Origin of the sequence: Neisseria sp. Dent CA1/247 (assembly GCF_022870825.1) — a bacterium.
Classification (GTDB): Bacteria; Pseudomonadota; Gammaproteobacteria; order Burkholderiales; family Neisseriaceae; genus Neisseria; species Neisseria zoodegmatis.
Genome location: NZ_CP091522.1, coordinates 289,169 through 314,587 on the forward strand (window position 1 = coordinate 289,169; position 25,419 = coordinate 314,587).

Below are 25,419 nucleotides of genomic sequence, written 5' to 3' on the forward strand. Positions count from 1 at the left end.
ATAACGATGTATCCAAGTTGAGAAAGTGCTGTTTCTTTTCAGACGGCCTTACTGACTGAGAAGTGGAGGCCGTCTGAAAAACAAGTTGAACAGCTTACAAGCCGGGGAACATGCCTTTCATTCCCTTCATGCCTTTGGCCATGCGCATCAGCTTGGCCATGCCTTTGCCGCTGAACATCTTCATCATCTGTTGAGATTGTTCAAACTGCTTGAGCATTTTGTTCACTTCCTGCACCGAAGTGCCCGAACCTTCGGCAATGCGGCGCTTGCGGCTGGCTTTAATCAAAGCAGGGTTGGCGCGCTCTTTCGGCGTCATCGAATTGATGATGGCTTCCACACGTCCCATCGCTTTTTCGGCCGTGCCTTCGGGAATTTGTTTGGAAAGTTGGCCGAGTTCGCCCGGCATTTTAGACATCAGGCTTTCCAAGCCGCCCATGTTGCGCATCTGCTGGATTTGTTCTTTAAAGTCGTTGAGGTCGAAGCCTTTGCCTTTGTGGAGTTTTTTCGCCATTTTGGCGGCGGCTTCTTCGTCGATACCTTTTTGAACGTCTTCAATCAAGCTCAATACGTCGCCCATGCCCAAGATGCGGCTGGCGATGCGGTCGGGATAGAAAGGCTCGAGGCCGTTGATTTTTTCGCCGACGCCGATAAATTTAATCGGTTTGCCGGTAACTTGGCGCACGGACAATGCCGCACCGCCGCGCGAGTCGCCGTCCATTTTGGTGAGAATCACGCCGGTGAGCGGCAAGGCTTCGTTGAAGGCTTGTGCGGTATTCACGGCATCTTGGCCGAGCATGGCATCAATCACGAATAGGGTTTCAATGGGATTAACCGCAGCATGAAGCGCTTTAATCTCGTTCATCATTTCTTCGTCAATCGCCAAACGGCCCGCGGTATCGACCATCAGCACATCGTAAAAATGGCGCTTGGCGTGATCAATAGCGGCTTTGGCAATGTCCACAGGCTGTTGGCCGGCATCGGAAGGGAAGAAATCCACGCCCACTTGTTCGGCCAGTAATTTCAGCTGCTCGATGGCGGCAGGGCGGTACACGTCGGCAGAAACCACGAGGATTTTCTTTTTGTGGTCGTTTTTGAGCAGGCGCGCCAATTTACCCACGGTGGTGGTTTTACCCGCACCCTGCAAACCGGCCATCAACACCACGGCGGGCGGTGCGCTGGCGAGGTTTAAGGTGCTGTTTTCTTTGCCCATCAACTCGATCAGGGCTTCGTTGACGACGCCGATAAAGGCTTGGTCGGGCGTGAGGCTGCCGGTGATTTCTTGTCCGAGCGCTTTTTCTTTCACGCTATTGATGAATTCTTTAACCACGGGAAGCGCTACGTCGGCTTCCAGCAAAGCCAAACGCACTTCGCGCAGGGCTTCTTTGATGTTGTCTTCAGTCAGTTTGGACTGGCCGCGGATGTTTTTCAACACATTACTGAAGCGGCTGGTTAAGTTGTCTAACATACTTGTCCTTGAACATTCATTGATAATGAGAATAGCTGCCCGAATCGGACGTTATTTGATAAAATTATTTTATTTTACACTAGGCGTGCGCCGCTGAATATGCACGCAAGAGAAAGTTTGTCATGCCGATTGTATTGGTTTGTTTGATACTGGTGTATGCCGCGTTGGCGGGCTTTGTGTGGTTCCATCACAAAACCCGCAGCGACAAGCCTTATCCGGTTAAAGCCGAATTAGCCGTGCTCGCTCCGACCTTGCTGGTGCACGGTGCGGTGCTGTTTTTGCCCGTGGTGCAAGACCATGTGGTGGTAATGGGTTTTGGTTATGCGGTCAGTCTGATTGTGTGGCTGATGCTGATGCTGTATTGGACGGGCAGCTTTTTTTATTGCCTGCGCGGTTTGCAGCTGCTGCTGTATCCTTGTGTGGTCTTGTCGTTGGTATTGGGCGCGGTGTTTCCCGGCAAGATGTCGGGTTATCCCATCAACGATTGGCCGTTTATGCTGCATATCGGCACGTCGCTGCTGGCTTATGGTTTATTCGGCATCGTTACTTTGCTGGCAGTGCTGATTTTGCTGTTGAATCACGATTTGCACAAAAAAAGGTTTTCGCCGTTGGTGTCGTTCCTGCCGCCGTTGCTCAGCTTGGAAAAGCTGATGTTTCAAGGTATGTGGGCGGGCTTTCTTTTGCTAACTTATGCAGTAGTGAGCGGTACGTTTTTTGCCGACGATGTCTTTGGTCAGCCTGTGCATTTCACCCATAAAACGCTCTTCGGTATTGTATCGTGGCTGATTTACGGCGGTTTGTTGCTGAAACGCGGGATGACGGCGTGGCGCGGTAAAAAGGCGGCGGTGTGGACTATTATTGCTTTTCTAAGTTTGATGTTGGCTTATGTGGGCAGTAAATTTGTGATGGAAATTATATTGCACCGCTAAGTGATTCAAAGCTGATTGCAAGCTTTTCGGGCAAACCGATCCGAGTTTGCCTTGCTTAAATTAAATATCGAAACACAGTAAATAAAACAGGCTGCCTTTGATGGGCAGCCTGTTTTGCTAATGCTGATAACTACTTCAATTCTCTCTCTATTTTTGTAGCCTTTGCTTACTTGGCTTTGTGATTGAAATCACGTTGTATGTAGTGCAATGTAATTCATATTAATTGAAAGCGCAAGCTCGGAATAGTTGAAAGCAGCAATAAAGCTCGGTTCTGATTGAAAGAATGCTTGTGTTGGCGTTTAAAGCCAGCTATTTCTGGTTTAATGGAATTAAATGTTAAGCGTTTTTCGGGCAAAAAGCGCAGGTAAAGTCAAAAAACGTTGATAGAAGAAAATGTTATGTCATCTGTATTTTTGACAAAAATTCGGGCAGTGCGGATAAATCTTTTAAGACGGCCAAGCAGGGCTGCCCGGCCAGTTGTGCGGCGGAATGTGCGCCGGTGGCTACAGCGATGGCGGGTGCGCCGGCGTTGGCGGCCATTTCCAGATCGTAAACGGTATCGCCGACCACCACGCTGTCGGCGGGTTGCAGCCCCAGCTCGTCGCACAGTTTGAAAACCATATCGGGTGCGGGTTTGGAAGGCTGTTCGCTGGCGCAAGTGGTGGCCAGCCAGAAATCTGCCGTGCCGGTTTGGGCGATGGCTTTGTCCAGCCCAATGCGGCCTTTGCCGGTGGCGACGGCCAACCAGTAGCCTTGTTCTTTTAAGGTGCGCAGGCACGGCAGGGCGGAGTCGAAGAGGCGCATGTTGTGGTTGTTGGGGTTGAGATAATGGTGGGCGTAGGTTTCGGCGAGTTGTTCTTTCAGATGCTGGTCGGCATCGGGAATCAGACGGTGGATGATGGTAACAAGGTTGTAACCGATTAAGCTCCGTATCGTGTCGGCTTCGGGTGCAGGCAGGCCGCAGTCGGCAAAGGTGTGCTGGAAGGTGTTGATAATCGGGCCGGTGGTGTCGGCAAGCGTGCCGTCCCAATCGAAAATAATCAGTTTGGGTTTCATGGTGTCGTCCTGTCGGTAGGCGGGTTGCTGCTGCATCAGATGGTTGATTATACAGCGGGATTATTGGAATCTCTAATGGGCGTAAGGGTGGGTTTCCATAGTTGGCACGGGTTGGGGGCCGTCTGAAAAAATGCGGCTTCGGGTTTGTTGTTTTCAGACGGCCTCACACTCCGTAAAACCTTGCCCGAAGATGTCGGCAAGATTTTTGCCGGCATATGTAAGCATTGGTAAAGCGGGCCGAATCGGTGTAGAATATGCGCCGTTTCCAACTCAAGACCTGCAGAGCGCAGGCACATGCTATGGACCTTCCCAGTTCATCATTACAACCTTATAACGACAACCCTACCGTTTAATCACCCCGCCTGAATACTGCTCCCGCAACACAGGCGGGCGGAGTATTTATGAGCATCGAGCAAGACATCCCGACTCAAACCGATTTAGACCGCTTGCCGCTTGATATCGAGCGCATTCACGAATTGTCTGAAGCGCTGCTGCCCGTTTCTTCGCAAATCGAAGAAGGGCAGGAGATTGAAGACATCGAACTCAATACCAAGTTAGTCGAATTAATCAGCATTTTGCACGAACTGCATCCGGCGGACGTGGCCAATGTGCTGGAATCGCTGCCGCCGAAAGAGCGGACGCTGGTGTGGCATTTGGCTGCGCCCGAAGAAGACGGCGAAGTTTTGCTGGAAGTATCCGATGCGGTGCGCGAAACGCTGATCGAATCGATGGATACCGAAGAGCTGCTGGCGGCGGTAGACGATTTGGATGCCGACGAACTGGCCGAGCTTGCCGGCGATCTGCCGCACCAAGTGGTGTATGAAGCCCTGCAAACCCGTGATGCCGAAGAGCGGGCGCAAGTGCAGGCGGCGATGTCGTATGAAGACGACCAAGTCGGCGCGATTATGGACTTCGAGCTGGTAAGCATCCGTGCCGATGTCGCTTGCGAAGTGGTGTTGCGTTACCTGCGCCGTTTTGAAAGCCTGCCCGACCACACCGATAAAATTTTCGTGGTTGACCACGACGACGTATTGCAAGGCGTACTGCCCATCCGCAAACTGCTGGTGGCCGACCCCGAAGAGCTGGTGGAAAACGTGATGGCCACCGACGTGGTGCGGTTCCGCCCCGAGGACAACGTGGAAGAAGCGGCACAGGCGTTCGAACGCTACGACTTGGTAACTGCGCCTGTGGTCGATGCCGACAAAAAGCTGATCGGCCGTATCACCATCGACGAAATGGTGGACGTGATCCGCGAAGAAACCGAAGCCGATATGTTGAATATGGCCGGTTTGCAAGAGGAAGAAGACCTGTTTGCGCCGATTCTGGATTCGGTGAAAAACCGCTGGATGTGGCTCGCCATCAACCTTTGCACCGCATTTATCGCCAGCCGCGTGATCGGTGCGTTTGAAGGCAGCATCGAAAAAATCGTCGCCCTTGCCGCGTTGATGCCGATTGTGGCCGGTATCGGCGGCAACTCCGGCAACCAAACCATTACCATGATCGTGCGCGCGATGGCGATGGGCCAGCTTTCCGGTACTCAGGCCGGGCGGTTGTTGAAAAAAGAAGTGGGCGTGGCTTTGGTGAACGGTTTGATTTGGGGCACGGTGATGGGCGTGGTGTCGTGGCTGCTGTACGATAATTTCGGCATCGGTTTGGTGATGATTGCCGCCATGACGCTCAACCTGCTGCTGGCCGCCACCGTCGGCGTGCTGATTCCGGTGGCGATGGATAAAGCGGGGCGTGATCCAGCATTGGGCAGTTCGGTGCTGATTACCGCGGTTACCGATTCCGGCGGTTTCCTGATTTTCCTCGGCTTGGCAACGATGTTTTTGATGTGATGAATATTGTGAAGAGGCCGTCTGAAAACGGGCTGTGTGAGTTTTGCTAAAAACTTTTTGTTTACTCAGCGATAAAAAATGCTGAAATGTGTTGACATGAATATATAGTGTACCTATAATTACAAATCTGCCGCGGGGTGGAGCAGCATGGTAGCTCGTCGGGCTCATAACCCGAAGGTCGTAGGTTCGAATCCTGCCCCCGCAACCAAATTTCTAAAAAAGCACCTTTTCAAAAGGTGCTTTTTTGTATTTGCAGTCAATGCTTTTTTGATTTTTTGAGATATTTGATCTTAAGAATATTTGAATGGTTGGAATCTTAGAAATCTACAAATTCGAATTCGTTTTTCAATTTCTGCTTTTGTTCAGCTTTTCTCATTTCTATCCGCCTCAAGGCAAGTCGGGTGGATATTTCCGCGCAAGTCTTCTGAACCTTTTAATAAGTTCGTGAAGTTAGTTGCTTCTGTATAAAGGCTGCGCTTCATTCCCGATGGTAAGGATGGTTGTGCAAAATCGACACGGCGCGGTAAAGCTGTTCGGTGAGCAGCACGCGCACCATGCCGTGCGGCAAAGTGAGGCTGGATAGGCGCAGCATCAGCCGTGCCTGCTGTTTGAGGCGGTCGGTCATGCCGTCCGCCCCGCCGATCACGAAGCAGACGTGTTCGCCGTTTTGCTGCCAGTTTTTCAGATGCTCCGCCAGTTCCACCGAAGTGGGCGCTTTGCCGCGTTCGTCCAACACCACTAAAAATGCACCTTGCGGAACTGCTTCGAGAATGCGCTTTTCTTCCGCAGCCATGCCCTGTGCGGCATTCACGCCTGCGCCGCGTTTTTCGGGTTTGATTTCTTTCAAGGTGTAGTTCACGTCGCGCCCGAAGCGCTTGGCGTATTCGTTCACGGCTTCGTCCACCCAGCGCGGCATTTTGGTGCCGACGGCTAAAACGGTAATATTCATGGCTCTTTCTCTTTCCGAAAATTCGCTTGGATAATGATGAGGCCGTCTGAAAACTTTTTTCAGACGGCCTCATCATTAAGGTTAATAATGCGGCGGTATCTCATCAAGCAGGCTGTACGGCTCGCTACCGTCGCCGCTGCTTTTTTCCTGCATCCGCTGATACAGCAACCGCAACTGTCCTTGCTGTAAATCAAGGGTTTGCTGCATCTTGGCAATGGTATCGTTCAGGCTGGCAATCAGGTCTTCCTGTAAGGCCGTCTGAATTTCCAGCTCGGTAACGCGTGCTTCCAAATCGTTCATCACAGCACCATTGCGGCAACCCAGCCGGAAACCATCAGCGGCAGGTTATAGTGCAGGAAGGTAGGGATAACCGTATCGCGCACGTGGTCATGCTGGCCGTCCACATTCAAACCGGCGGTGGGGCCCAAGGTGGAATCGGATGCGGGCGAACCGGCATCGCCCAATGCGCCCGCCGTACCGATCAAAGCCAAAGTAGCCATCGGCGAGAAGCCCATGCTGATGCACAAGGGCACGTAAATCGTGGCGATAATCGGCAAGGTGGAAAACGAGCTGCCGATGCCCATGGTTACCAGCAAACCTACCAACAACATGGCAAATGCGGCCATGCCTTTGTTGCCGGCAAACATGTCGGCAGAGGCTTTTACCAGCGGTTCAATCTGGCCGGTGGCTTTCATCACTTCGGCAAAGCCTTGCGCGGCAATCATGATGAAGCCGATCATCGCCATCATCTTCACGCCGTTGTTAAACACCGTATCCGCTTCGCCCCAGCGCACCACGCCCGCCGCCATAAACACGGCGAAACCGACCATTGCACCCAGCAGCAGTGAATCTGCCCACAACTGCACCGCAAAAGAAACCACAATCGCCAATACTGCGACAATGCTGCGGTAGGTGGAAATTTTAGGCTGTGCCGCGGCTTGGTGGTTGGCTTCCACGTCTGCTGCGGTATTTTGATAAATACGGGGACGACGGTAGCTGATGAAAACCGCCACCAGCAAGCCTGCAATCATGCCCAGAGCGGGTATGGTCATAGCTTGAACGACGTTGATATTTGCCACGTCCAAACCGGCTTTCGTGATGTTGCCGACCAAAATCTGTTTCAAGAAGATTTCACCGAAGCCCACTGGCAGCCACATATAAGTGGTGACCAAACCGAAAGTCATCACACAGGCCAGCAGACGGCGGTCGATTTGGATGCGGTTGAACACCAACAGCAGCGGCGGAATAATCAGCGGAATAAACGCGATGTGGATGGGAATCAGGTTTTGGCTCATCACGCTCATCGCCAGCAAGGCCAGCAGCAACCCCCATTTCACCGTGTTGACGCTGCCCGGCACATTGTCGCGCACGTGGCTGTTATCCAAACGGCGGATAACGGCATTGGCCAGCGTTTGCGGCAAACCCGAATGGGCGATGGCCACGGCAAACGCACCCAGCATGGAGTAAGAAAGTGCAATCTGCGCACCGTTGGCCAAACCGGTTTGAAATACTTCCATGGTTTTGCTCAACCCCAAACCGCCGAGCAAACCACCTGCCAGCGCGCCCAGCAGCAGGCTCAGCACCACATGCACCCGCGCCAGTGACAAGATCAGCATCACGGCAACGGCAATTACAACGGCATTCATATCTATTCCCTTTGTTTTTCAGCACGGCGTTCTTGCCGCGGCGGTTAGCATTTTCGATGCGGCATAACTTTTAAAAGGTCGGGTTGTTACCGAACCGTTTCAGACGCTTTGCCGCATACAAATCATGTTAATAAAACCGCCTGATTTTACCCGTCATCAAGAAAGTTTACAAATATGCTCATGAATTAAACCGAATATTCCATGCGGACTCGGTTTGTCTTTGTTTTCAAGGAAAGGGTGGAGCAGTAGCCGAAGTCGGAATTTGTGTTAGATGGTTCGCCGAATGATAAGAATGCGGTATCACCGATATAGAGCTTGATTCAGGCTGAGACCTTTGCAAAACCCTTATCTGCGGCGCATTTCTGCGTTGTGCGCTGCTCGCTCGTTTGCCTATCGTGTGATATGTCTGCACTCGCTGTGCTGCTACGCCTTGAACTGCATCCACATCTGAGGGTTTTGCATAAGGTCTCAGGCCGTCTGAAAATAGAAGGATTTTCAGACGGCCTTTGGCGCGCCGTATGGATTTTCCCATGTCTTTGCTATATCATTTCGACCATTACAAGCAGGAGCACAGCCATGTATGAAGTCAACCGCAGCGTATTTTTACTGATCCCCTTGGAGCCTTTTTGGAATTGGCTGCAATCACTGCCGGAAACCCCGATGGACATCACTTTGGAAGATTTGCAGTCTGATGCAAACTCCTATCTGATCCGTCCGTGCGAAACCGCCGATGAAGTGTGGGACGAAATCGAAGCCCGCTTTGAACAGATTTTCGCCGCGGAGTTGGCCGATTGGTGTGAAGACGAAAGTTTGTGGCCCGATTTGGATGCCGATATTTTCAATGAATGGTTCGACATCCAGCTTTCTACCGTAGTCACGGATTTGGAACAAGAGCCTTTGGGCCGCGAGATTTTCCAGCCGATTACCCTTAATTGATGCCCATGACAGTTATCCGTGTACGAAGCTATCATCTAGACGGTTACGGCCATGTCAACAATGCGCGCTACCTCGAGTTTCTCGAAGAAGCGCGCTGGGCGTTTTTTGAGCAGCAAAATTGGTTGCCGCTTTTGGAAAGCATCATGATGGTGGTAACGCGTATCGACATACAATACCGCCGCGCCGCTCAAGAAGGGCATGAATTGCATATCAAAACCCGCGTTGATGCGGTTGAACCGCGTCAGGTTTTATTAACCCAAACCATCGTGCGCGCCGACACAGGCAAAACGATTACCGAGGCCGGAATCACTTTGGTGCCCGTAGGTTCAAACGGCCGCGCCATCGATTTACCCGAAGAACTCTCGACTTTTCTCACACAACACATCACATCATGAAAAAATTTTTTACTTTTGCTGCCGTTTTGACCGTAGCAGCCTTGCTCGCTTTTGTTTTATGGCCGAAAAACCAACCCGTTGCCGCCTTTTCATTGCCGGATTTAAAAGGCAAAATCGTCAGCAATGCCGATTTGCAGGGTAAAGTTACTCTGATTAATTTTTGGTATCCCTCATGCCCGGGCTGTGTTAGCGAGATGCCGAAACTGATGAAAACCGCGCAAGATTATCAAGGCAAAGACTTCCAGATTATTGCCATTTCACTGCCTTACGATCCGATTGAGAGCGTTGTCAATTATGCAGAAGACCGCAAGCTGCCTTTTACGGTGATGTATGACGCGGACGGAAAAACGGGTAAGGCTTTTGGCGTTAAGGTTGCGCCGACATCGTTTTTTGTGAATAAAAAAGGCGAATTGCTGAAAACTTTTGTCGGTGAACCGGATTTTGCACAGTTGTACCAAGAGATTGACCGTGAATTGGCTCAATAAATACATATACAAAGAAAAGGCCGTCTGAAAAATTTTCAGACGGCCTTTTTGCTATTGAATGATTGAATGTTGTTAAACGCTTACCGTATATGTATCAACCTTCACGCAAAATTTTGCGGATGGCGGCAAGCTGGCGGCGGCTGACGGCCAAAGGCTTGTCGATATCCAAAACTCTTGCGCCCCAAGTGGCATTGGTGTCGTCTTCTTCGCCGCTGTCCAAACGGATCAGGCAGTCTAAAGTGTGGCGGAACACCAAAGCGTTGCGGTGGATACGGATGATTTTGTCGCCCAGCAGCTCTTCCCAGTAAACCAGTGTTTTGGGCAGTTCGTAGCTTTGACCGTCGCCGGTAAACAGGAACACGGTTTTGTGTTCGGCCATCAGATAGCGTACTTGCTGCCACGGGATTTCGACCATTCTGTTGCGGTTGAACACTTTGAAATGGGTGAAATCGTCGGCTTTTTCACGGTGTTTTTCGTTCAGGCGCTCTAAAGCCGCTTGCAGGCGCGATACTTTGATCGGCTTCAACAGATAATCTGCTGCGGCCAGCTCAAACGCTCTTAAGGCATGTTCTTCGTAGGCAGTAGTAAAAATCACTTCGGGCTGTTTCTTGGCAACGCGCTTGATGCGTTCCACCAATTCCAAGCCGGTGATTTCGGGCAGGCCGATGTCGGCAAACACAATATCTGCTTCGTGAATGCTCAACCAATCCAGCGCAGGTTGTGCATGGTGGAAAATTTTCAGCAATACTACGTTGCATTCTTCCAGCAAAACCCGCAGGCGTTCTGCCGCCAATACTTCATCTTCAACAATAATCGCACTCAGCATATTCTGTCAGTCTATTGGTTTTATCATTAAATGTTCGAATACGAACGACCAAGAAATTACCACGAGTGGCAATATATTATCAAACTGCTAAAAGGGATAAAAAAAGCTTATATACATGTATCGTATCCCGAGCGATAACATATATCAATATTCACTTTAAAAGCCATAATATACACATAACATTTTAAAATGACAAAGAATTAAAATTATTAATCAAGAAGCTGTGATTATATTAAAATTCAAATCAAATTCAAATAAACAACAAAGTAAAAGTTCACAAAAATAAATAAAACTTATGAATATTATACCATTGTTTACAATTTTGAACTGAGTACGGCCTCAAAATTTAGGCGGGTGTGCTTTTGCTTTTATTAAAATAGTGAAGGCGAAAAGCCTTGAATCATGGGCTTTTCAAGCATTTTTTTTGTTTGATTGCTCTTGACGGTGATTCGGGAGAATCTGCGTTGTTGTGTCACAAACTGCGATAATGGGGTAATGTAAATAATCTGTTGCTAAACTGCAATGAAAATTTTGGCGGCAGATTTTGTGTAAGAAAACACGGGTGGGAAACGGTGTATCGTTTGCGGTATGGTAAACGAATCTGCTGTGTATTGGATTCGTTTGCGCAACGGCATAATGATTGAATGAATATTTTAACGATAGGGCGTTTTAAGCGGCTGTCTTTCAGATATAGGCTCATTATTTATGCGTGAAAAGGCCGTCTGAAAATACGTTTACGCATGTTTTTCGTCTTCGTTTGCTTTGAGAAGAGTTATATCAAAGATTTTATATATTATATAAGTATATTTTTTGAGGTTTACCGGGTTCGCCATCTATGAAACACACTAAGCACCATAATCAAATCCGCATTATCGGCGGCACGCACCGCGGCAGGAAGCTGCATTTTTCGGACGCAGACGGTTTGCGGCCCACACCCGACAGTGTGCGCGAGCGTTTGTTTAACTGGTTGGGGCAAGATTTGACCGGGCAGGCCGTGTTGGATTTATTCGGCGGCAGCGGGGCTTTGGGTGTGGAGGCGGCGTCGCGCCATGCGCGTAAGGTGGTGGTGGTGGAAAACAACCGCAAAACGCTGGCGAACATTCAAAACAATGTGCGCGAGCTGGAGCTGGCGCAGATAGAAACGGTGTTTTCAGACGGCTTTTCGTATTTGAAACAGGGGCGGGAGTGTTTTGATACTGTGTTTTTGGATCCGCCGTTTAACTGGCAGCAGTGGCCGGAGCTGTTTGAATTGCTCAAAGGCCGTCTGAATCGGGGGGCGATGGTTTATATGGAAGCAGGCCGTTTGCCGGAAATACCTGCATGGCTGGCTGTTTACCGTGAAGGCAAAGCGGGCATGAGTAAGTTTGCTTTGCTGGCGTATGATGAAGAGCCGTCGGAGCCATGAGGCCGTTAAGTCTGGCGATTTAAGATAAATCATTAGCTGATTTCGGGGAATGCGGTTTAGGTGGTTTTCTTATCCAATATCAAGTCAAGACCACATATTTCCCTTCAAATCGGGCAACTTCGATGCCTTCGCTCAACAGAATGCAGGTTACGCTGATTTTGCCTTTGCCGCGTTCCGACAGCATTCGGCTGCACAGCGTCCATGCTTCGGGGTCTGTTTTTTCGCATACCGCGCTTAAATCGCCGGTGGCGGGTTTGGTATAGCGGATAGTGCTTTCCTGAATCACGATTTTGCCGTGGTATTCGGGGTAATTCAGATGCACCAGCGACCAGCCGCACAAAGTGGCGAGCATGGAGATGCTGCCGCCGAACACGGTGTGATGGTGGTTGCGGTTGATGGAAATCGGTGCGGACAACACCACCCGTTGCGGCGAGCTTTCGCTCACGCCTAATGACAAGGCGGCGGAGGCGGGGATATTGTGGTGGAGGAAGGTTTGCAGTTCGGCGGCGTTCATCATTAATACAATCGGATTGGCGTTGGCCGATTATATCGTTAAACCGGCACTTGATTGGTGTTTGCGAATTGTGTTTTAATCCGCACAACGAAACAGGGGTGCTGCACTTTAAATTGTGCGGCTGAGAGTTACCCTTTATACCCGAACAAGATAATACTTGCGTGGGGAGTTTTCAGCGTATAAGCATTTTTTCAGACGGCCTCAAGCAGTAGGCCGTCTGAAAACAAACCGACGCTCCTGTTTCTCTTTTTGCGAACGAGAAAACAGGAGCATTTTTTATGGCACCGAAAACCACCGGCCACGAGGCCGCCCAGCTTGACGAGTTGAGCCAAGACATCGGCATCCGCTTCAAATACCCGAATTCCACCAAAGTTTATCTGCAAGGCAGCCGCAGCGACATCCGCGTGCCGCTGCGCGAAATCGCCCAAGACGATACCGTAACCGACAAAGGCCGCGAGCCGAATCCGCCGATTCCGGTATACGACACCAGCGGCGTATACGGCGATCCGTCTGCCAAAATCGATCTCAAACAAGGCCTGCCCGATGTGCGCAGTGCGTGGATTGCCGAACGCGGCGACACCGAACGCTTGGCCGGTTTGTCGAGCGAATACGGCCTGCAACGCGCCCACGACCCGAAAACCGCCCACCTGCGTTTCAACCAAATTACCCGGCCGCTGCGCGCCAAAGCGGGTAAAAACGTGACCCAGATGCACTATGCACGACAAGGCATCATCACGCCGGAGATGGAGTTTGTTGCCCTGCGCGAGCGCATGAAAATGGAAGAAATCTGGCGCGACCCGCGTTACGCCAAAATCATCAAGCAGCACGCGGGCGAATCGTTCGGTGCAAACCTGCCCATCCATCCCGACCAAATCACGCCCGAGTTTGTGCGCAGCGAAATTGCCGCCGGCCGCGCGATTATTCCTGCCAATATCAACCACCCCGAGTTGGAACCGATGATTATCGGCCGCAATTTCCGCGTGAAAATCAACGGCAACTTGGGCAACTCCGCCGTTACTTCCTCGCTCACAGAGGAAGTGGAAAAAATGGTGTGGTCGCTGCGCTGGGGTGCCGACACAATTATGGATTTGTCCACCGGCGCGCACATTCACGAAACGCGCGAATGGATTATCCGCAATGCGCCCGTGCCCATCGGCACCGTGCCGATTTATCAGGCATTGGAAAAAGTGGGCGGGGTGGCCGAAAACCTGACGTGGGATTTGTTCCGCGACACCTTAATCGAGCAGGCCGAGCAAGGCGTGGATTATTTCACCATCCATGCAGGCGTGCTGCTGCGTTATGTGCCGCTGACTGCCGACCGCATCACCGGCATCGTGTCGCGCGGCGGTTCGATTATGGCGAAATGGTGTTTGGCACACCATCAGGAAAACTTCCTTTACACCCATTTCGACGAAATCTGCGAAATCATGAAGGCTTACGACGTATCGTTCAGCCTCGGCGACGGCCTGCGCCCCGGCTGCATTGCCGATTCCAACGATGCCGCGCAGTTCGGCGAACTGCACACGCTGGGCGAACTGACCGCCAAAGCGTGGAAGCACGATGTACAAGTGATGATTGAAGGCCCCGGCCATGTGCCGCTGCAACGCGTGAAACAAAACATGACCGAAGAGCTGCAACACTGCTTTGAAGCGCCGTTCTACACGCTCGGCCCGTTGGTTACCGATATTGCCCCCGGCTACGACCACATCACTTCGGGCATCGGCGCGGCCAATATCGGCTGGTACGGCACGGCCATGTTGTGTTACGTCACCCCGAAAGAGCATTTGGGCCTGCCCGACAAAGAAGACGTGCGCACCGGCATCATCACTTACAAACTGGCCGCCCACGCCGCCGACTTGGCCAAAGGCTGGCCGGGTGCACAGTTGCGCGACAACGCCTTATCGAAAGCCCGCTTTGAATTCCGCTGGCGCGACCAGTTCCGCCTCGGCCTCGACCCTGAACGCGCCGAAAGCTACCACGACCAAACCCTGCCGGCCGAAGGCGCGAAAATCGCCCACTTCTGCTCGATGTGCGGCCCCAAATTCTGCTCGATGAAAATCACGCAGGAAGTGCGCGACTATGCCGCCGCGCAAAAAGGCATGGAAGAAAAAGCGATTGAGTTTATGAAGAAAGGTGCTGAGATTTACAGTTGATGCGCTTCGAGGCCGTCTGAAAACGCAGATGTTTTTTCAGACGGCCTCTTATCATAACTATGTATGGTTTTGACAGACGGCATGATTTCGGCTTAAAGAGGCCGTCTGAAAAACCATGCCGAGGCAAGTCAACGAAACAAAGCATAAAAACCGCCTGCATGAGCGGGCGGCCGGAAAGGAATACACGATGAAAACCTACCAAGCGGCGGTGCTGGGCGGCGGGCTGCTCGGGCGGCTGACGGCGTGGCGTTTGGCCGAATCGGGCGTGCGTACCGTGCTTTATGATGCCGCCTCTCCGCAAGGCGAGGGCAGCGCGGCGTATGTGGCGGCGGCCATGCTTGCGCCTGCGGCCGAATCGATAGAAGCCGAGCCTTCGGTAACGGCTTTGGGACGGAAAAGTTTAGCGTTGTGGCGCGATTACGTCGGCAGGTGGTCAAGCAAGGTGTTTTTCCGGCAAAACGGCAGTCTGATTGTGTGGCATCCGCAAGATGCTGCCTTGAGTACGCGCTTTTTGCAGCATCTTCAGCTGGCACACGGCGGCATGCAGCCGGCGCAACGGTGGCAGCCGGAGGATATTGCCCGCGCCGAACCGCAGTTGGCCGGGCGTTTCCGGCAGGCTTTGTTTCTTGACGGCGAAGGGCAGCTTGATAACCGCCAAGTGCTGGCGGCATTGGCTGAAGCCGCGGCGCAGGCCGGAGCGGTGTGCCATTGGAACATGCCCGCCGAACCGCACACCCTGTATGATGAAGCGGAATGGGTCATCGACTGCCGCGGCGTCGGTGCCAAGCAGGCTTGGAATGGTGCAGACGGCAGCCGTTTGCGCGGCGTGCGCGGCGAAGTGGCGCGGGTTTATGCGCCCGAAGTCAGCCTCAACCGCCCCGTGCGCCTGCTGCATCCGCGTTATCCGCTGTATGTGTGTCCGAAAGAAAACGGCCTGTTTGTCGTCGGCGCCACCCAAATCGACAGCGAAGACGCCAGCCCGATGTCGGTACGCAGCAGCTTGGAATTGTTTTCCGCGCTGTATGCGGTTCATCCCGCTTTCGGCGAAGCGCGGATACTCGAAAACGCCGTCGGTTTGCGCCCGACCCTTCCGCACGGCAGGCCGGAAATCCGCTGCGATGCCGGCAAACGCCTGCTGGAAGCGAACGGTTTGTTCCGACACGGTTTTATGATTTCTCCTGCCGTAGCCGAATCGGTGGTCGAGTACGTTAAGGCTTTGCTGGGCGGCTCACACTTGCCGCCAAACAGCCATGTACCGCTTATCGATTCTCAAGCAGCCTCTTCGGAACATCAAAACGAAGCATCTGATCAGAAAGTCTTTACCCATGCCGAACATTAAAATCAACGGAGCAAACCAAAGTTTTGAAGGCCGCACCGTAGCCGATTGGCTCGCACAACACCCGCCGCAGCCGCCTTTTGCCGTTTCCGTCAACAAAACTTTCGTGCCGAAACAGCGTTACGGCGAAACCGAGCTGTGCAACGGCGATGAATTAGACATCGTGCGCCCCGTGGTCGGCGGCTGAATCATCAACCGAGACCCTTGTCAAACCCCCATCTGCGGCACATTTATGTGTTGTGTGCTGCCCGCTCGTTTGCCTATCTATATTCAGGCCGTCTGAAAACAACAGCGCGGCCATCTCTAAATATTTGAGGAACATCCATGCTCACGCTTTACGGACATTCTTTCCCCTCCCGCCTGCTGTTGGGTACGGCGGCTTATCCTTCTTTAGACATCATGCATCAGGCTGTGGCGGCTGCCGATCCGGCCATGATTACCGTTGCCCTGCGCCGCCACAATCCCGCTTCCGACAGCGGCGGCGAATTGTGGGCGCTGCTGCAAGCGTCCGGCATTCCGTTGCTGCCGAACACGGCCGGCTGTTTGAGCGTTCAAGAAGCCGTAACCACCGCACAGATGGCGCGCGAATTGTTTGATACCGATTGGATCAAACTCGAATTGATCGGCCACGACGACACCTTGCAGCCCGATGTGTTTCAGTTGGTGGAGGCCGCCGACATCCTCATCCGCGACGGCTTTAAAGTGCTGCCTTACTGTACCGAAGATTTGATTGTCTGCCGCCGTTTGCTCGACGCGGGCTGCCAAGCGTTGATGCCGTGGGCGGCGCCAATCGGCACGGGCTTGGGCGCGGTTAACGGCTACGCATTGCGGCTGCTGCGCGACAGGCTGCCCGATGTGCCGTTGATTGTTGATGCCGGTTTGGGGCTGCCTTCGCACGCGGCGCAGGTGATGGAGTGGGGATTCGACGGCGTGTTGCTGAACAGCGCGGTTTCACGCAGCGGCAATCCCGTTCAGATGGCCAAAGCATTCGCACAGGCCACCGAAGCAGGCCGCAACGCCTATGAAGCCGTGCCGATGCCGCCTTCGGAGCATACCCGCGCCAGTACGCCCACCGTCGGCCAGCCTTTCTGGCACAGCGAAAATTACGGCGGGGCGGTTTAAACGCGGCACACGCGCCCTATTCGACGGCTTAACCGGAATAGGGCGCGTGTTACATTAAGCCGATTCAACATCATGCCGCCGTTTCGCATCGTGTCACGCAAGCTTTGCCGATGTGCAGGCTTACCGTTGCCGCCCAAAAACCTTTACAATGCCTCCATCTCCCACACAGCGTTTCAGACGGCCTATGACTGTGCAACCCATTACGCTCATCTGGTTCCGCCGCGATTTGCGCCTGTTTGACAATACCGCTTTGCAAACCGCCATCCGCCGCGGGCTGCCTGTTGCCGGTGTTTATATCTTCGATACCGGTGCCAATCCCGCTACGCAGCAAAACCACCGTCGGCAAAGTTTCCTCTACGACAGCGTGGTCGCTTTTCAGACGGCCTTAAGAGCCAAAAACGTGCCGCTGTATGTGTTGCACGGGCAGGCGGAAATCGAGATTCCCAAGCTGGCGCAAGAGCTTCATGCCGCCGCCGTGGTCTGTGCCGACGAAGACGAACCCCAAGCCTCCGCACGCGACAACCGCATCTGGCACACGCTTGATGCCGCAGGGCGTGAAATGGTGCGGGTGGACGATCAGGTGGTGCTGCCCAAAGCCGCCGTGATGACGCACAACGGCCGCCCCTACACCGTGTTTACGCCTTATAAAACCGCGTGGCAGCAAACCTATTCACGCTGTTTCGGGCACTGGCAGCCCGCCGACGATTGGGCCGCTTTAGCCGCTTTGCAGGCTGCGCTGCCCGACGCCGCTTGCCGCCCTCCCCGTATGCCTGCGCCCGAAGAAATCGGGTTCACTCACCAAGCCACCATGTTTGCAGGCGGAGAAGACGCCGCGCAAAAACAGCTCGGCCGCTTTCTCGAACACATCGGCAATTATCATCTCGCCCGCGATTTCCCCGCACAGAAAGGCACGAGCCGATTGTCTCCATATCTGAGCCACGGCATGCTGTCGCCGCGCCATTTGGTGTTTCTGGCCAAGCAGGCCGACAACGAAGGCGCGAATGTATGGTTGAACGAGTTGATTTGGCGCGAATTTTTCAAGCAGGTGCTGTTTCATCATCCGAATGCGGCAGAAGAAAGTTTCCGGCAGGAATACCGTTCCATCGTTTGGGAAAACCAGCAAGAATGGTTTGAACGCTGGAAAGCAGGGCAGACCGGCTACCCGATTATCGACGCCGCCATGCGCCAGCTTAAAAGCAGCGGCTGGATGCACAACCGCCTGCGCATGATTACGGCCGGTTTTCTGGTTAAAGATTTACTGATCGACTGGCGCTGGGGCGAAGCATGGTTCGCCGAGCAATTGATTGATTACGACTTGGCGGCCAATAACGGCGGCTGGCAGTGGTCTGCCGGCACAGGCTGCGATGCCCAGCCGTATTTCCGTATTTTCAACCCGATATTGCAATCGCAGAAATTCGATCCGGACGGGCAGTTTATCCGCCGCTATGTGCCGGAACTGGCGCATTTGGGCAAAGACGTCGTCCACGCACCGTGGCTGGCGCGCGAAAGCATCGACACCCACGGATACCCCGAACCGATGGTCAATCACGCCGAGCAGCGTGAAAAAGCGTTGGCGTTGTTCAAGCGCAATGATCAAACTGAATGAATAGATTAGGCTAAGCAGCTTATGGCTGCGAGGTGCTTGAGGCCGTCTGAAAGCGGGCTGTGAGTTTCGCTAAAAATGTTCAGACGGCCTCAAGCCTTTAAAGATTACTTTGGCTTTTATCCGAACTGATATAAAGACCTGTCGGTACTCTGTTGCTGCATGAATAGCGGCGGTAGTTTTAGCAAATTTTTCAAGCTGATATAGTGATTTCCGATTTTGATATAAGCGATTGAAGAAAGGATACGACATGTCTGCCCCTTATTTGGTCACGCCCCAGCCGTACCGCGGATTGGCGGTTTTTACTGCCGTTGTCGGCACTTTGCTGCTGTGGCGGTATGCTTCCGCCGAGAGCGTCGCCGCCTTTGCCGCCGTGATATTGTTGTTTTTAGGTGCGCTGGTTGCCATCGCCGCCGTAGTGCTTGCCTTACGCCAACGCGACAGCGCCATCGTGATTCAAGGTTTGCTGCTGATGTTGTGGCAAATCGGCTTTCCGTTGGCGTGGATGGCCAAAATAGGGCAACAGGCCGTCTGAAAATGTTGGCAAAACCGGTGTTTTGAGCGGTGTTTGGCGGTGAAATGAAAAAATATCACATGAAGTGCAAAATATTGTTATAGAATTGAGTCTCTACACTAGATGGCAGACAGCCCGGATTTTCTTGCGGGCAGAATGAATGTTCCATCATATACGGCTGTTTTCAGACGGCCTTTTATCATTTTCACCTTAAATATAACTTCAAGATTATGAAATACTCACTACATCGTTTTTCTTTGGCTATGTACGCTGCGCTGGCTGCATTTGCCGCTCAAGCATCCGGATATCACTTCGGCACGCAGTCCGTTTCCGCACAAAGCACCGCCAACTCTTCCGCTGCCGAGGCCGCCGATGCTTCCACCCTGTTTTACAACCCCGCAGGTTTGAGCAAACTCGACAGCCATGAAATTTCGGCGTCGGTAAACGTGGTTGCGCCCAGCGTGAAATACAGCGAAGGCCAAGCCGTTTACAACAAAGGCCAAAAAGTTGCCGTCGGCACTACCAGCGGAAAAATCACTCCCGATGTGGTGCTTGCCCCCCATGTGTACGGCGCTTATAAAATCAACGACAACTTCACAGCAGGTTTGGGCATTTATGTGCCTTTCGGTTCGGAAACCGAGTACGACAAAAAATCCGTGTTGCGCTACAACCTGAATAAAACCGAGCTGACCAGTATCGCTGTTGAGCCGGTTGTGGCGTACAAAGTGAACGAACAGCATTCGGTGGCCGCAGGTGTGGTTGCACAATACAGCACCGCCGGCTTGCGTAAATATGCAGACTGGGGTTCATCAAAACGACCTCTTGCAGATCCGGCAGGCTTAGGTTTGCTCGACGGCCATGCCGAAGTGAAAGGTAAAGACTGGGGCTTGGGTTACCACTTGGCTTGGATGTGGGGCATTAACGACCGCGCCCGCGTCGGCGTAAATTACCGCTCACGCGTTAAACACAATCTGAAAGGTACAGCTGATTGGCAAGCAGACGGCGCGATGGCCAAAGGAATTTATGCAGCCAATATCGGTAAGCCGATCAAAGAAGGCGGCTTGGGTTATGTGCCGCATGAAAAAGCCAGCCTGAAAGTAACGACACCCGAATCACTTTCCGTACACGGCATGTATCAAGTGTCACCCCGCTGGGATGTGTTTGGCGATGTCACTTGGACGCGACACTCGCGTTTCAACCGCGCAGAGCTGAAATTTGAAAACGAAAAGCTCACGGCCAGCGGAAAAACATCCAACCAAACCGTGATCACACCGAATTGGCGTGATACCTATAAAGTTGCAGTAGGTGCGTCTTATCAAGTTAAAGATCCGTTGCAGCTGCGTTTCGGTGTGGCGTATGACCAATCGCCCGTACGCAGAGCAGAAGAGCGCTTGGTGACCATGCCCGACAACAACCGCATTTGGTACTCAGTCGGTATGAAATACGACTTGGGCAAACAGCACACTATCAATGCTGCTTATAGCTACATCCACATCCAAAAAGCCAAAGCCGTTGTTCAGGCTAAAGGTTCCAATGCAGAAGTAACCACCATCGACAGCAATGTTTCATCTTCTGCAAACTATAAGAGCCACGGTAATATCGTAGGTCTGCAATATACCTACAAATTCTAATTGCCGCATTGAATGGCTTATACTTGTGAAAAAGCATGAGTCTTTTTCATGATGTTCAGGCCGTCTGAAAATATTCAGACGGCCTGAACACATTTATTGAAATATCAGTAAGTTCATGACCGTAAAAAAGTTTGTGATATAATCCCAGCCCGGTTTTGAATAAATATTTATATAAAAGGAAAGAAAATGTCGCTCTTTATTACAGATGAGTGCATTAACTGTGACGTTTGCGAGCCCGAGTGCCCCAATGACGCCATTTCACAAGGCGATGAGATTTACGAAATCAACCCCAGCCTGTGCACGCAATGTGTCGGCCATTATGACGAGCCGCAATGTCAGCAAGTGTGCCCGGTAGACTGTATTCTGATTGATGAAGAAAATCCCGAAACGCAAGAAGAATTGCAAGCCAAATACGAGCGGATTATTGCACAAAAGTAATCCGACTCAAATCAAACCAAAGATGGCATAAAATAAAACTATTTAAAATTAATATGCTAACTTTTCAGCTGCAAAAAAATAAAAAACGCACTTGACGGCAAAAAAATAACTGTCTAATATTGCGTTTCTCTTTAGGAGGGATTCCCGAGCGGTCAAAGGGGGCAGACTGTAAATCTGTTGCGAAAGCTTCGAAGGTTCGAATCCTTCTCCCTCCACCAAAAATCCAATCAAAATTGGAGCAGAGAAAAGCATGTAAGTAAGCGGGTGTAGCTCAATGGTAGAGCAGAAGCCTTCCAAGCTTACGGTGAGGGTTCGATTCCCTTCACCCGCTCCAAAATAATTCAGCCCATGTAGCTCAGGGGTAGAGCACTCCCTTGGTAAGGGAGAGGTCGGCAGTTCAATTCTGCCCATGGGCACCATCACTAAATTTACCCAAACTTAAAGCTTAGGAATAGGAAATTGCCATGGCTAAAGAGAAATTCGAGCGGAGCAAACCGCACGTAAACGTTGGCACCATCGGTCACGTTGACCATGGTAAAACCACTTTGACTGCTGCATTGACCACTATTTTGGCTGAAAAATTCGGCGGTCAGGCTAAAGGTTACGATCAAATCGACAATGCCCCGGAAGAAAAAGCCCGCGGTATTACCATTAATACTTCTCACGTAGAATACGAAACCGAAACCCGTCACTACGCACACGTAGACTGCCCGGGGCACGCCGACTACGTTAAAAACATGATTACCGGTGCTGCCCAAATGGACGGCGCTATTTTGGTATGTTCTGCTGCTGACGGTCCTATGCCGCAAACCCGCGAGCACATCCTGTTGGCTCGCCAAGTAGGTGTACCCTACATCATCGTATTCATGAACAAATGCGATATGGTTGACGATGCAGAGCTGCTGGAATTGGTAGAAATGGAAATCCGTGATCTGCTGAGCAGCTACGACTTCCCCGGTGATGACTGCCCGATCGTTCAAGGTTCTGCTTTGCGTGCCTTGGAAGGCGATGCAGCTTACAAAGAAAAAATCTTTGAATTGGCTGCTGCTTTGGACAGCTACATCCCGACTCCTGAGCGTGCAGTTGACAAACCTTTCTTGTTGCCGATTGAAGACGTATTCTCTATTTCAGGCCGCGGTACCGTAGTAACCGGTCGTGTAGAGCGCGGTATTATCAACGTAGGTGACGAGATTGAAATCGTAGGTCTGAAAGAGACTCAAAAAACCACTTGTACCGGTGTTGAGATGTTCCGCAAATTGCTGGATCAAGGTCAAGCCGGTGATAACGTTGGCGTACTGTTGCGCGGTACCAAACGTGAAGACGTTGAGCGTGGTCAAGTATTGGCTAAACCCGGCTCTATCACTCCGCACACCAAGTTTAAAGCTGAAGTGTACGTATTGAGCAAAGAAGAGGGTGGTCGTCATACTCCGTTCTTCGCTAACTACCGTCCTCAATTCTACTTCCGTACTACCGACGTTACCGGTGCGGTAACTTTGGAAGAAGGCGTTGAGATGGTAATGCCCGGTGAGAATGTGACCATTACTGTAGAATTGATTGCTCCGATTGCTATGGAAGAAGGTTTGCGTTTTGCGATTCGCGAAGGCGGCCGTACTGTAGGTGCTGGCGTAGTATCTTCTATCATCGCTTAATATTAGAGGCCAGTAGCTCAATTGGTAGAGTATCGGTCTCCAAAACCGAGGGTTGGGGGTTCGAGACCCTCCTGGCCTGCCAATAAAAAAATTAACCGGCCTAAGTGCCGGTTAATTTTTTTACTATCTGTAAAGTTTGTAAATGCACTTTACTAAAAATATTCTTCTTTTTGACTTAAAAAGAATCAAAGCTCTGTTTAAAAGTGGGTTCTAAATTTATGTTTAATATTGGATAAAAGATGGCGGAAGATAAAAAAGAACACTTTAGCCGAATGGAAGGAAAGTTGTCTGAGCATAAAGATAACTCTGCTTTTAAAGGTGCAGATTGGTTTAAGTTGCTTATTGCCGTTCTATTGGCTTCTTGTGGTATGTGGCTGTTTTATAATATGCTGCATTTATCCATCTATGTAAGACTAATATTCCCTGTTGTTGGTTTGTTGTTGGGGTTGTTAGTAGTTTTCTACTGGTGTGATTTTGGTAAACGACTAATTACTTATATTCGAGAGTCTGTAACAGAATTTAAAAAAGTTGTTTGGCCTCCGAGGAAAGATGCTACTAGAATGACAGTTTTTGTAGTTGTTTTTGTGGCTATATTGTCGTTATTCATTTATGCGGTAGATAGTTTGATTTCTTGGTTGTTTTTTGATTTATTGCTGAAGAGGGGATAAAGATGTCGAAACGTTGGTATGTAGTGCAGGCTTATTCCGGCTTTGAGAAGAATGTACAAAAAACCTTGAAAGAACGTATCAGTCGAGAGGGAATGGATGATTATTTTGGAAAAATCCTAGTGCCTGTCGAAGAGGTCGTTGATGTTAAGAATGGTCGAAAAACAATCAGTGAGCGTAAGTTTTTTCCTGGATATGTGCTGATTGAAATGGAAATGACTGATGATTCTTGGCATTTGGTAAAAAGTACACCAAGAGTTTCAGGTTTTATTGGTGGTACGGCTAATAAACCTATGCCTATTTCTCAAAAAGAAGTTGATGCTATTTTGCAACAAGTTCAGTCAGGCGTAGAAAAGCCCAAACCCAAAGTTGAATTTGAAGTTGGCCAACAGGTACGAGTGAATGAAGGCCCATTTGCAGACTTCAATGGAGTTGTTGAAGAAGTTAATTATGAGCGAAATAAGTTAAGAGTAACTGTGCAGATTTTTGGTCGTGAAACTCCGGTTGAGCTTGAATTTAACCAAGTAGAGAAGATCTTATAAATTGATTTAATTCCAACTTAAGTAACTTAGATATAAAGATTTAGTTGAAGTTTTTTATTGGTTAAATTATAATAATCGCTCTCTTTTTTTGGGGAGCGATTATTTATTTTCGCGTTATACCCGTTTTGTTAGGAGTAATTATAAGTGGCAAAAAAAATTGTAGGCTACATTAAGCTGCAGATTCCTGCAGGTAAAGCCAACCCTTCTCCTCCTGTTGGTCCTGCGTTGGGTCAACGTGGTTTGAATATTATGGAGTTTTGTAAAGCATTTAATGCTGCGACGCAATCTATGGAGCCGGGTCTGCCCATTCCTGTTGTGATTACAGCGTTTGCTGATAAATCATTCACTTTTGTGATGAAAACTCCTCCTGCTTCTATTCTTTTGAAAAAAGCTGCTGGTTTGCAGAAGGGTAGTTCTAACCCGTTAACCAATAAAGTGGGTAAAATTACTCGTGCTCAATTGGAAGAGATTGCAAAAACAAAAGAACCTGATTTGACTGCGGCTGATTTAGATGCGGCTGTGCGCACTATTGCTGGTTCTGCCCGTTCTATGGGTTTAGATGTGGAGGGTGCGTAAAATGGCTAAAATTTCTAAGCGTTTAAAAGAACTGCGTTCTTCTGTAGAAGCAAATAAATTATATTCTATTGATGATGCTATTGCGTTGGTAAAAAAAGCAGCAACTGCCAAATTTGATGAATCAGTGGATGTTTCGTTTAACCTTGGTGTAGATCCTCGTAAATCAGATCAGGTGATTCGTGGTTCAGTTGTATTGCCTAAAGGCACGGGTAAAACAACCCGTGTTGCTGTATTTACGCAAGGTGCGAATGCCGAAGCTGCTAAAGCTGCAGGTGCAGATGTTGTTGGCTTTGAAGATTTGGCAGATGAAGTGAAAAAAGGCAATTTGAATTTTGATGTTGTAATCGCTTCTCCTGATGCAATGCGTATCGTTGGTCAGTTAGGTACTATTTTGGGTCCGCGCGGTTTAATGCCTAACCCCAAAGTAGGCACAGTTACTCCAAATGTTGCTGAAGCTGTTACGAATGCCAAGGCAGGTCAAGTTCAATATCGTACAGATAAAGCTGGTATTGTGCATGCTACTATTGGCAGAGCTTCATTTGCAGAAGCTGATTTGCGTGAAAACTTCAATGCGCTGTTGGATGCGATTGTTAAGGCTAAACCTGCTGCAGCTAAGGGTCAATACCTTAAAAAAGTAGCTGTATCAAGCACTATGGGTTTGGGTGTACGCGTTGATACTTCAAGCGTGAATTAATACTTAAGCAAAATTTTTGGATGACTATACATACTTTATTTTCATGGTAAGT

27 protein-coding genes, 5 tRNA genes, 1 pseudogene and 1 riboswitch are annotated in these 25,419 nt (G+C 50.6%); of the genes and pseudogenes, 25 read left to right on the plus strand and 8 right to left on the minus strand.

The window, feature by feature from the left end:
* Positions 1-94: 94 nt before the first annotated feature.
* Positions 95-1,465 (minus strand): signal recognition particle protein, encoded by a 1,371-nt coding sequence (gene ffh, locus LVJ85_RS01310; protein WP_244740788.1) that lies wholly within the window; start codon positions 1,463-1,465, stop codon positions 95-97.
* 122 nt (positions 1,466-1,587) lie between these two features.
* Here ffh and LVJ85_RS01315 point away from each other — a divergent pair, with 122 nt between their 5' ends.
* Positions 1,588-2,394, plus strand: a complete 807-nt coding sequence (locus tag LVJ85_RS01315; RefSeq protein ID WP_115134962.1) for an inner membrane protein YpjD — start codon at positions 1,588-1,590, stop codon at positions 2,392-2,394.
* 396 nt (positions 2,395-2,790) lie between these two features.
* On the opposite strand, the gene LVJ85_RS01320 is transcribed toward LVJ85_RS01315, so the two are convergent.
* Positions 2,791-3,450: an HAD-IA family hydrolase gene (locus LVJ85_RS01320; protein WP_244742929.1), complete on the minus strand. Its 660-nt coding sequence runs from the start codon at positions 3,448-3,450 to the stop codon at positions 2,791-2,793.
* Positions 3,451-3,497: 47 nt separating this feature from the next.
* Entirely contained in the window at positions 3,498-3,665 is a 168-nt protein-coding gene (locus LVJ85_RS01325; RefSeq protein WP_244740791.1) for a hypothetical protein, read from the minus strand.
* Between the two features lie 186 nt (positions 3,666-3,851).
* Between LVJ85_RS01325 and mgtE the strand changes: the two genes are divergently transcribed.
* Entirely contained in the window at positions 3,852-5,288 is a 1,437-nt protein-coding gene (gene mgtE / locus LVJ85_RS01330; protein WP_244740794.1) for a magnesium transporter, read from the plus strand.
* Between the two features lie 131 nt (positions 5,289-5,419).
* A tRNA-Met gene (locus tag LVJ85_RS01335) sits at positions 5,420-5,496 on the plus strand.
* A 270-nt stretch (positions 5,497-5,766) separates the two neighbouring features.
* Here LVJ85_RS01335 and rlmH read toward each other — a convergent pair.
* From rlmH to LVJ85_RS01350, 3 genes are all read right to left on the minus strand, one after another.
* Complete coding sequence (rlmH, locus tag LVJ85_RS01340) at positions 5,767-6,237, minus strand: 23S rRNA (pseudouridine(1915)-N(3))-methyltransferase RlmH (RefSeq protein WP_085360044.1); 471 nt, start codon at positions 6,235-6,237, stop codon at positions 5,767-5,769.
* A gap of 81 nt (positions 6,238-6,318) precedes the next feature.
* Positions 6,319-6,537 carry a SlyX family protein gene (locus tag LVJ85_RS01345; RefSeq protein ID WP_244740796.1) on the minus strand — a complete coding sequence of 73 codons (219 nt, stop codon included), beginning with the start codon at positions 6,535-6,537 and terminating at the stop codon, positions 6,319-6,321.
* Positions 6,537-7,883 (minus strand): Na+/H+ antiporter family protein, encoded by a 1,347-nt coding sequence (locus tag LVJ85_RS01350; RefSeq protein WP_244740799.1) that lies wholly within the window; start codon positions 7,881-7,883, stop codon positions 6,537-6,539. The genes LVJ85_RS01345 and LVJ85_RS01350 overlap by 1 nt, the downstream gene beginning before the upstream one ends.
* Before the next feature lie 325 nt (positions 7,884-8,208).
* Between LVJ85_RS01350 and LVJ85_RS01355 the strand changes: the two are divergent.
* From LVJ85_RS01355 to LVJ85_RS01370, 4 genes and pseudogenes are all read left to right on the plus strand, one after another.
* Positions 8,209-8,348 (plus strand): annotated as a pseudogene (locus LVJ85_RS01355) (signal peptidase); the annotation flags it as partial.
* Between the two features lie 111 nt (positions 8,349-8,459).
* The gene (locus LVJ85_RS01360) at positions 8,460-8,819 is read left to right on the plus strand and encodes a VacJ (protein ID WP_085364132.1); all 360 of its coding nucleotides are present in this window, start codon (positions 8,460-8,462) and stop codon (positions 8,817-8,819) included.
* A 5-nt stretch (positions 8,820-8,824) separates the two neighbouring features.
* Complete coding sequence (locus LVJ85_RS01365) at positions 8,825-9,214, plus strand: thioesterase family protein (protein ID WP_244740802.1); 390 nt, start codon at positions 8,825-8,827, stop codon at positions 9,212-9,214.
* Positions 9,211-9,699 (plus strand): TlpA disulfide reductase family protein, encoded by a 489-nt coding sequence (locus LVJ85_RS01370; RefSeq protein ID WP_244740805.1) that lies wholly within the window; start codon positions 9,211-9,213, stop codon positions 9,697-9,699. Before LVJ85_RS01365 ends, LVJ85_RS01370 begins: the two co-directional genes overlap by 4 nt.
* A 94-nt stretch (positions 9,700-9,793) precedes the next feature.
* Here LVJ85_RS01370 and LVJ85_RS01375 read toward each other — a convergent pair whose 3' ends face one another.
* The gene (locus LVJ85_RS01375; RefSeq protein ID WP_085364130.1) at positions 9,794-10,525 is read right to left on the minus strand and encodes a LytTR family DNA-binding domain-containing protein; all 732 of its coding nucleotides are present in this window, start codon (positions 10,523-10,525) and stop codon (positions 9,794-9,796) included.
* A gap of 835 nt (positions 10,526-11,360) precedes the next feature.
* Between LVJ85_RS01375 and rsmD the strand changes: the two genes are divergently transcribed.
* The gene (rsmD, locus tag LVJ85_RS01380) at positions 11,361-11,930 is read left to right on the plus strand and encodes a 16S rRNA (guanine(966)-N(2))-methyltransferase RsmD (RefSeq protein WP_244740807.1); all 570 of its coding nucleotides are present in this window, start codon (positions 11,361-11,363) and stop codon (positions 11,928-11,930) included.
* Between the two features lie 79 nt (positions 11,931-12,009).
* Here rsmD and LVJ85_RS01385 read toward each other — a convergent pair whose 3' ends face one another.
* The gene (locus LVJ85_RS01385; protein ID WP_244740811.1) at positions 12,010-12,447 is read right to left on the minus strand and encodes a YiiD C-terminal domain-containing protein; all 438 of its coding nucleotides are present in this window, start codon (positions 12,445-12,447) and stop codon (positions 12,010-12,012) included.
* 81 nt (positions 12,448-12,528) lie between these two features.
* Positions 12,529-12,629, plus strand: a riboswitch (TPP riboswitch).
* A 93-nt stretch (positions 12,630-12,722) separates the two neighbouring features.
* Here LVJ85_RS01385 and thiC point away from each other — a divergent pair.
* The 17 genes from thiC to rplA all read left to right on the plus strand — a co-directional run bounded on the left by thiC (position 12,723) and on the right by rplA (position 25,367).
* The gene (gene thiC, locus LVJ85_RS01390) at positions 12,723-14,597 is read left to right on the plus strand and encodes a phosphomethylpyrimidine synthase ThiC (RefSeq protein ID WP_244740814.1); all 1,875 of its coding nucleotides are present in this window, start codon (positions 12,723-12,725) and stop codon (positions 14,595-14,597) included.
* 187 nt (positions 14,598-14,784) lie between these two features.
* Positions 14,785-15,936: an FAD-dependent oxidoreductase gene (locus LVJ85_RS01395; RefSeq protein ID WP_244740817.1), complete on the plus strand. Its 1,152-nt coding sequence runs from the start codon at positions 14,785-14,787 to the stop codon at positions 15,934-15,936.
* Positions 15,923-16,120: a sulfur carrier protein ThiS gene (gene thiS / locus LVJ85_RS01400; protein WP_244740819.1), complete on the plus strand. Its 198-nt coding sequence runs from the start codon at positions 15,923-15,925 to the stop codon at positions 16,118-16,120. Before LVJ85_RS01395 ends, thiS begins: the two co-directional genes overlap by 14 nt.
* A 137-nt stretch (positions 16,121-16,257) precedes the next feature.
* Complete coding sequence (locus tag LVJ85_RS01405) at positions 16,258-17,055, plus strand: thiazole synthase (protein ID WP_244740821.1); 798 nt, start codon at positions 16,258-16,260, stop codon at positions 17,053-17,055.
* A gap of 184 nt (positions 17,056-17,239) precedes the next feature.
* A complete protein-coding gene (locus LVJ85_RS01410; RefSeq protein ID WP_244740823.1) occupies positions 17,240-18,661 on the plus strand; it encodes a deoxyribodipyrimidine photo-lyase in 1,422 nt (473 codons plus the stop codon).
* Positions 18,662-18,908: 247 nt separating this feature from the next.
* Entirely contained in the window at positions 18,909-19,193 is a 285-nt protein-coding gene (locus LVJ85_RS01415; RefSeq protein WP_244740825.1) for a hypothetical protein, read from the plus strand.
* Positions 19,194-19,399: 206 nt separating this feature from the next.
* Positions 19,400-20,803 carry an OmpP1/FadL family transporter gene (locus LVJ85_RS01420; RefSeq protein ID WP_370686945.1) on the plus strand — a complete coding sequence of 468 codons (1,404 nt, stop codon included), beginning with the start codon at positions 19,400-19,402 and terminating at the stop codon, positions 20,801-20,803.
* A 186-nt stretch (positions 20,804-20,989) separates the two neighbouring features.
* On the plus strand, positions 20,990-21,241 hold the full coding sequence (locus LVJ85_RS01425; RefSeq protein WP_244740828.1) for a YfhL family 4Fe-4S dicluster ferredoxin: 252 nt from the start codon (positions 20,990-20,992) through the stop codon (positions 21,239-21,241).
* Positions 21,242-21,375: 134 nt separating this feature from the next.
* Positions 21,376-21,459 (plus strand) — tRNA-Tyr (locus LVJ85_RS01430).
* Between the two features lie 42 nt (positions 21,460-21,501).
* Positions 21,502-21,575 (plus strand) — tRNA-Gly (locus LVJ85_RS01435).
* Positions 21,576-21,585: 10 nt separating this feature from the next.
* A tRNA-Thr gene (locus tag LVJ85_RS01440) sits at positions 21,586-21,660 on the plus strand.
* 45 nt (positions 21,661-21,705) lie between these two features.
* Positions 21,706-22,890, plus strand: a complete 1,185-nt coding sequence (gene tuf, locus LVJ85_RS01445; RefSeq protein WP_085360686.1) for an elongation factor Tu — start codon at positions 21,706-21,708, stop codon at positions 22,888-22,890.
* A gap of 6 nt (positions 22,891-22,896) precedes the next feature.
* Positions 22,897-22,972, plus strand: a tRNA-Trp gene (locus LVJ85_RS01450).
* A gap of 304 nt (positions 22,973-23,276) precedes the next feature.
* Entirely contained in the window at positions 23,277-23,558 is a 282-nt protein-coding gene (gene secE, locus LVJ85_RS01455) for a preprotein translocase subunit SecE (RefSeq protein WP_085360700.1), read from the plus strand.
* 2 nt (positions 23,559-23,560) lie between these two features.
* Positions 23,561-24,097 (plus strand): transcription termination/antitermination protein NusG, encoded by a 537-nt coding sequence (gene nusG / locus LVJ85_RS01460; RefSeq protein ID WP_085360684.1) that lies wholly within the window; start codon positions 23,561-23,563, stop codon positions 24,095-24,097.
* 144 nt (positions 24,098-24,241) lie between these two features.
* The gene (gene rplK / locus LVJ85_RS01465; protein ID WP_054599427.1) at positions 24,242-24,673 is read left to right on the plus strand and encodes a 50S ribosomal protein L11; all 432 of its coding nucleotides are present in this window, start codon (positions 24,242-24,244) and stop codon (positions 24,671-24,673) included.
* A 1-nt stretch (position 24,674) separates the two neighbouring features.
* Positions 24,675-25,367, plus strand: coding sequence for a 50S ribosomal protein L1 (gene rplA / locus LVJ85_RS01470; protein WP_244740832.1), 693 nt, complete (start codon positions 24,675-24,677; stop codon positions 25,365-25,367).
* Positions 25,368-25,419 lie beyond the last annotated feature (52 nt).

Coding starts and splice junctions, on each gene's coding strand:
- thiS (WP_244740819.1), top strand. CDS start 15,923: ATGCCGAACATTAAAATCAACGGAGCAAACCAAAGTTTTGAAGGCCGC.
- LVJ85_RS01415 (WP_244740825.1), top strand. CDS start 18,909: ATGTCTGCCCCTTATTTGGTCACGCCCCAGCCGTACCGCGGATTGGCG.
- LVJ85_RS01405 (WP_244740821.1), top strand. CDS start 16,258: ATGCTCACGCTTTACGGACATTCTTTCCCCTCCCGCCTGCTGTTGGGT.
- LVJ85_RS01370 (WP_244740805.1), top strand. CDS start 9,211: ATGAAAAAATTTTTTACTTTTGCTGCCGTTTTGACCGTAGCAGCCTTG.
- LVJ85_RS01395 (WP_244740817.1), top strand. CDS start 14,785: ATGAAAACCTACCAAGCGGCGGTGCTGGGCGGCGGGCTGCTCGGGCGG.
- secE (WP_085360700.1), top strand. CDS start 23,277: ATGCTGCATTTATCCATCTATGTAAGACTAATATTCCCTGTTGTTGGT.
- LVJ85_RS01425 (WP_244740828.1), top strand. CDS start 20,990: ATGTCGCTCTTTATTACAGATGAGTGCATTAACTGTGACGTTTGCGAG.
- ffh (WP_244740788.1), bottom strand. CDS start 1,465: ATGTTAGACAACTTAACCAGCCGCTTCAGTAATGTGTTGAAAAACATC.
- mgtE (WP_244740794.1), top strand. CDS start 3,852: ATGAGCATCGAGCAAGACATCCCGACTCAAACCGATTTAGACCGCTTG.
- rsmD (WP_244740807.1), top strand. CDS start 11,361: ATGAAACACACTAAGCACCATAATCAAATCCGCATTATCGGCGGCACG.
- LVJ85_RS01320 (WP_244742929.1), bottom strand. CDS start 3,450: ATGAAACCCAAACTGATTATTTTCGATTGGGACGGCACGCTTGCCGAC.
- LVJ85_RS01315 (WP_115134962.1), top strand. CDS start 1,588: ATGCCGATTGTATTGGTTTGTTTGATACTGGTGTATGCCGCGTTGGCG.
- rplA (WP_244740832.1), top strand. CDS start 24,675: ATGGCTAAAATTTCTAAGCGTTTAAAAGAACTGCGTTCTTCTGTAGAA.
- LVJ85_RS01325 (WP_244740791.1), bottom strand. CDS start 3,665: ATGCCGGCAAAAATCTTGCCGACATCTTCGGGCAAGGTTTTACGGAGT.
- LVJ85_RS01360 (WP_085364132.1), top strand. CDS start 8,460: ATGTATGAAGTCAACCGCAGCGTATTTTTACTGATCCCCTTGGAGCCT.
- tuf (WP_085360686.1), top strand. CDS start 21,706: ATGGCTAAAGAGAAATTCGAGCGGAGCAAACCGCACGTAAACGTTGGC.
- LVJ85_RS01410 (WP_244740823.1), top strand. CDS start 17,240: ATGACTGTGCAACCCATTACGCTCATCTGGTTCCGCCGCGATTTGCGC.
- LVJ85_RS01385 (WP_244740811.1), bottom strand. CDS start 12,447: ATGATGAACGCCGCCGAACTGCAAACCTTCCTCCACCACAATATCCCC.
- LVJ85_RS01375 (WP_085364130.1), bottom strand. CDS start 10,525: ATGCTGAGTGCGATTATTGTTGAAGATGAAGTATTGGCGGCAGAACGC.
- thiC (WP_244740814.1), top strand. CDS start 12,723: ATGGCACCGAAAACCACCGGCCACGAGGCCGCCCAGCTTGACGAGTTG.
- rlmH (WP_085360044.1), bottom strand. CDS start 6,237: ATGAATATTACCGTTTTAGCCGTCGGCACCAAAATGCCGCGCTGGGTG.
- LVJ85_RS01365 (WP_244740802.1), top strand. CDS start 8,825: ATGACAGTTATCCGTGTACGAAGCTATCATCTAGACGGTTACGGCCAT.
- nusG (WP_085360684.1), top strand. CDS start 23,561: ATGTCGAAACGTTGGTATGTAGTGCAGGCTTATTCCGGCTTTGAGAAG.
- LVJ85_RS01350 (WP_244740799.1), bottom strand. CDS start 7,883: ATGAATGCCGTTGTAATTGCCGTTGCCGTGATGCTGATCTTGTCACTG.
- LVJ85_RS01345 (WP_244740796.1), bottom strand. CDS start 6,537: ATGAACGATTTGGAAGCACGCGTTACCGAGCTGGAAATTCAGACGGCC.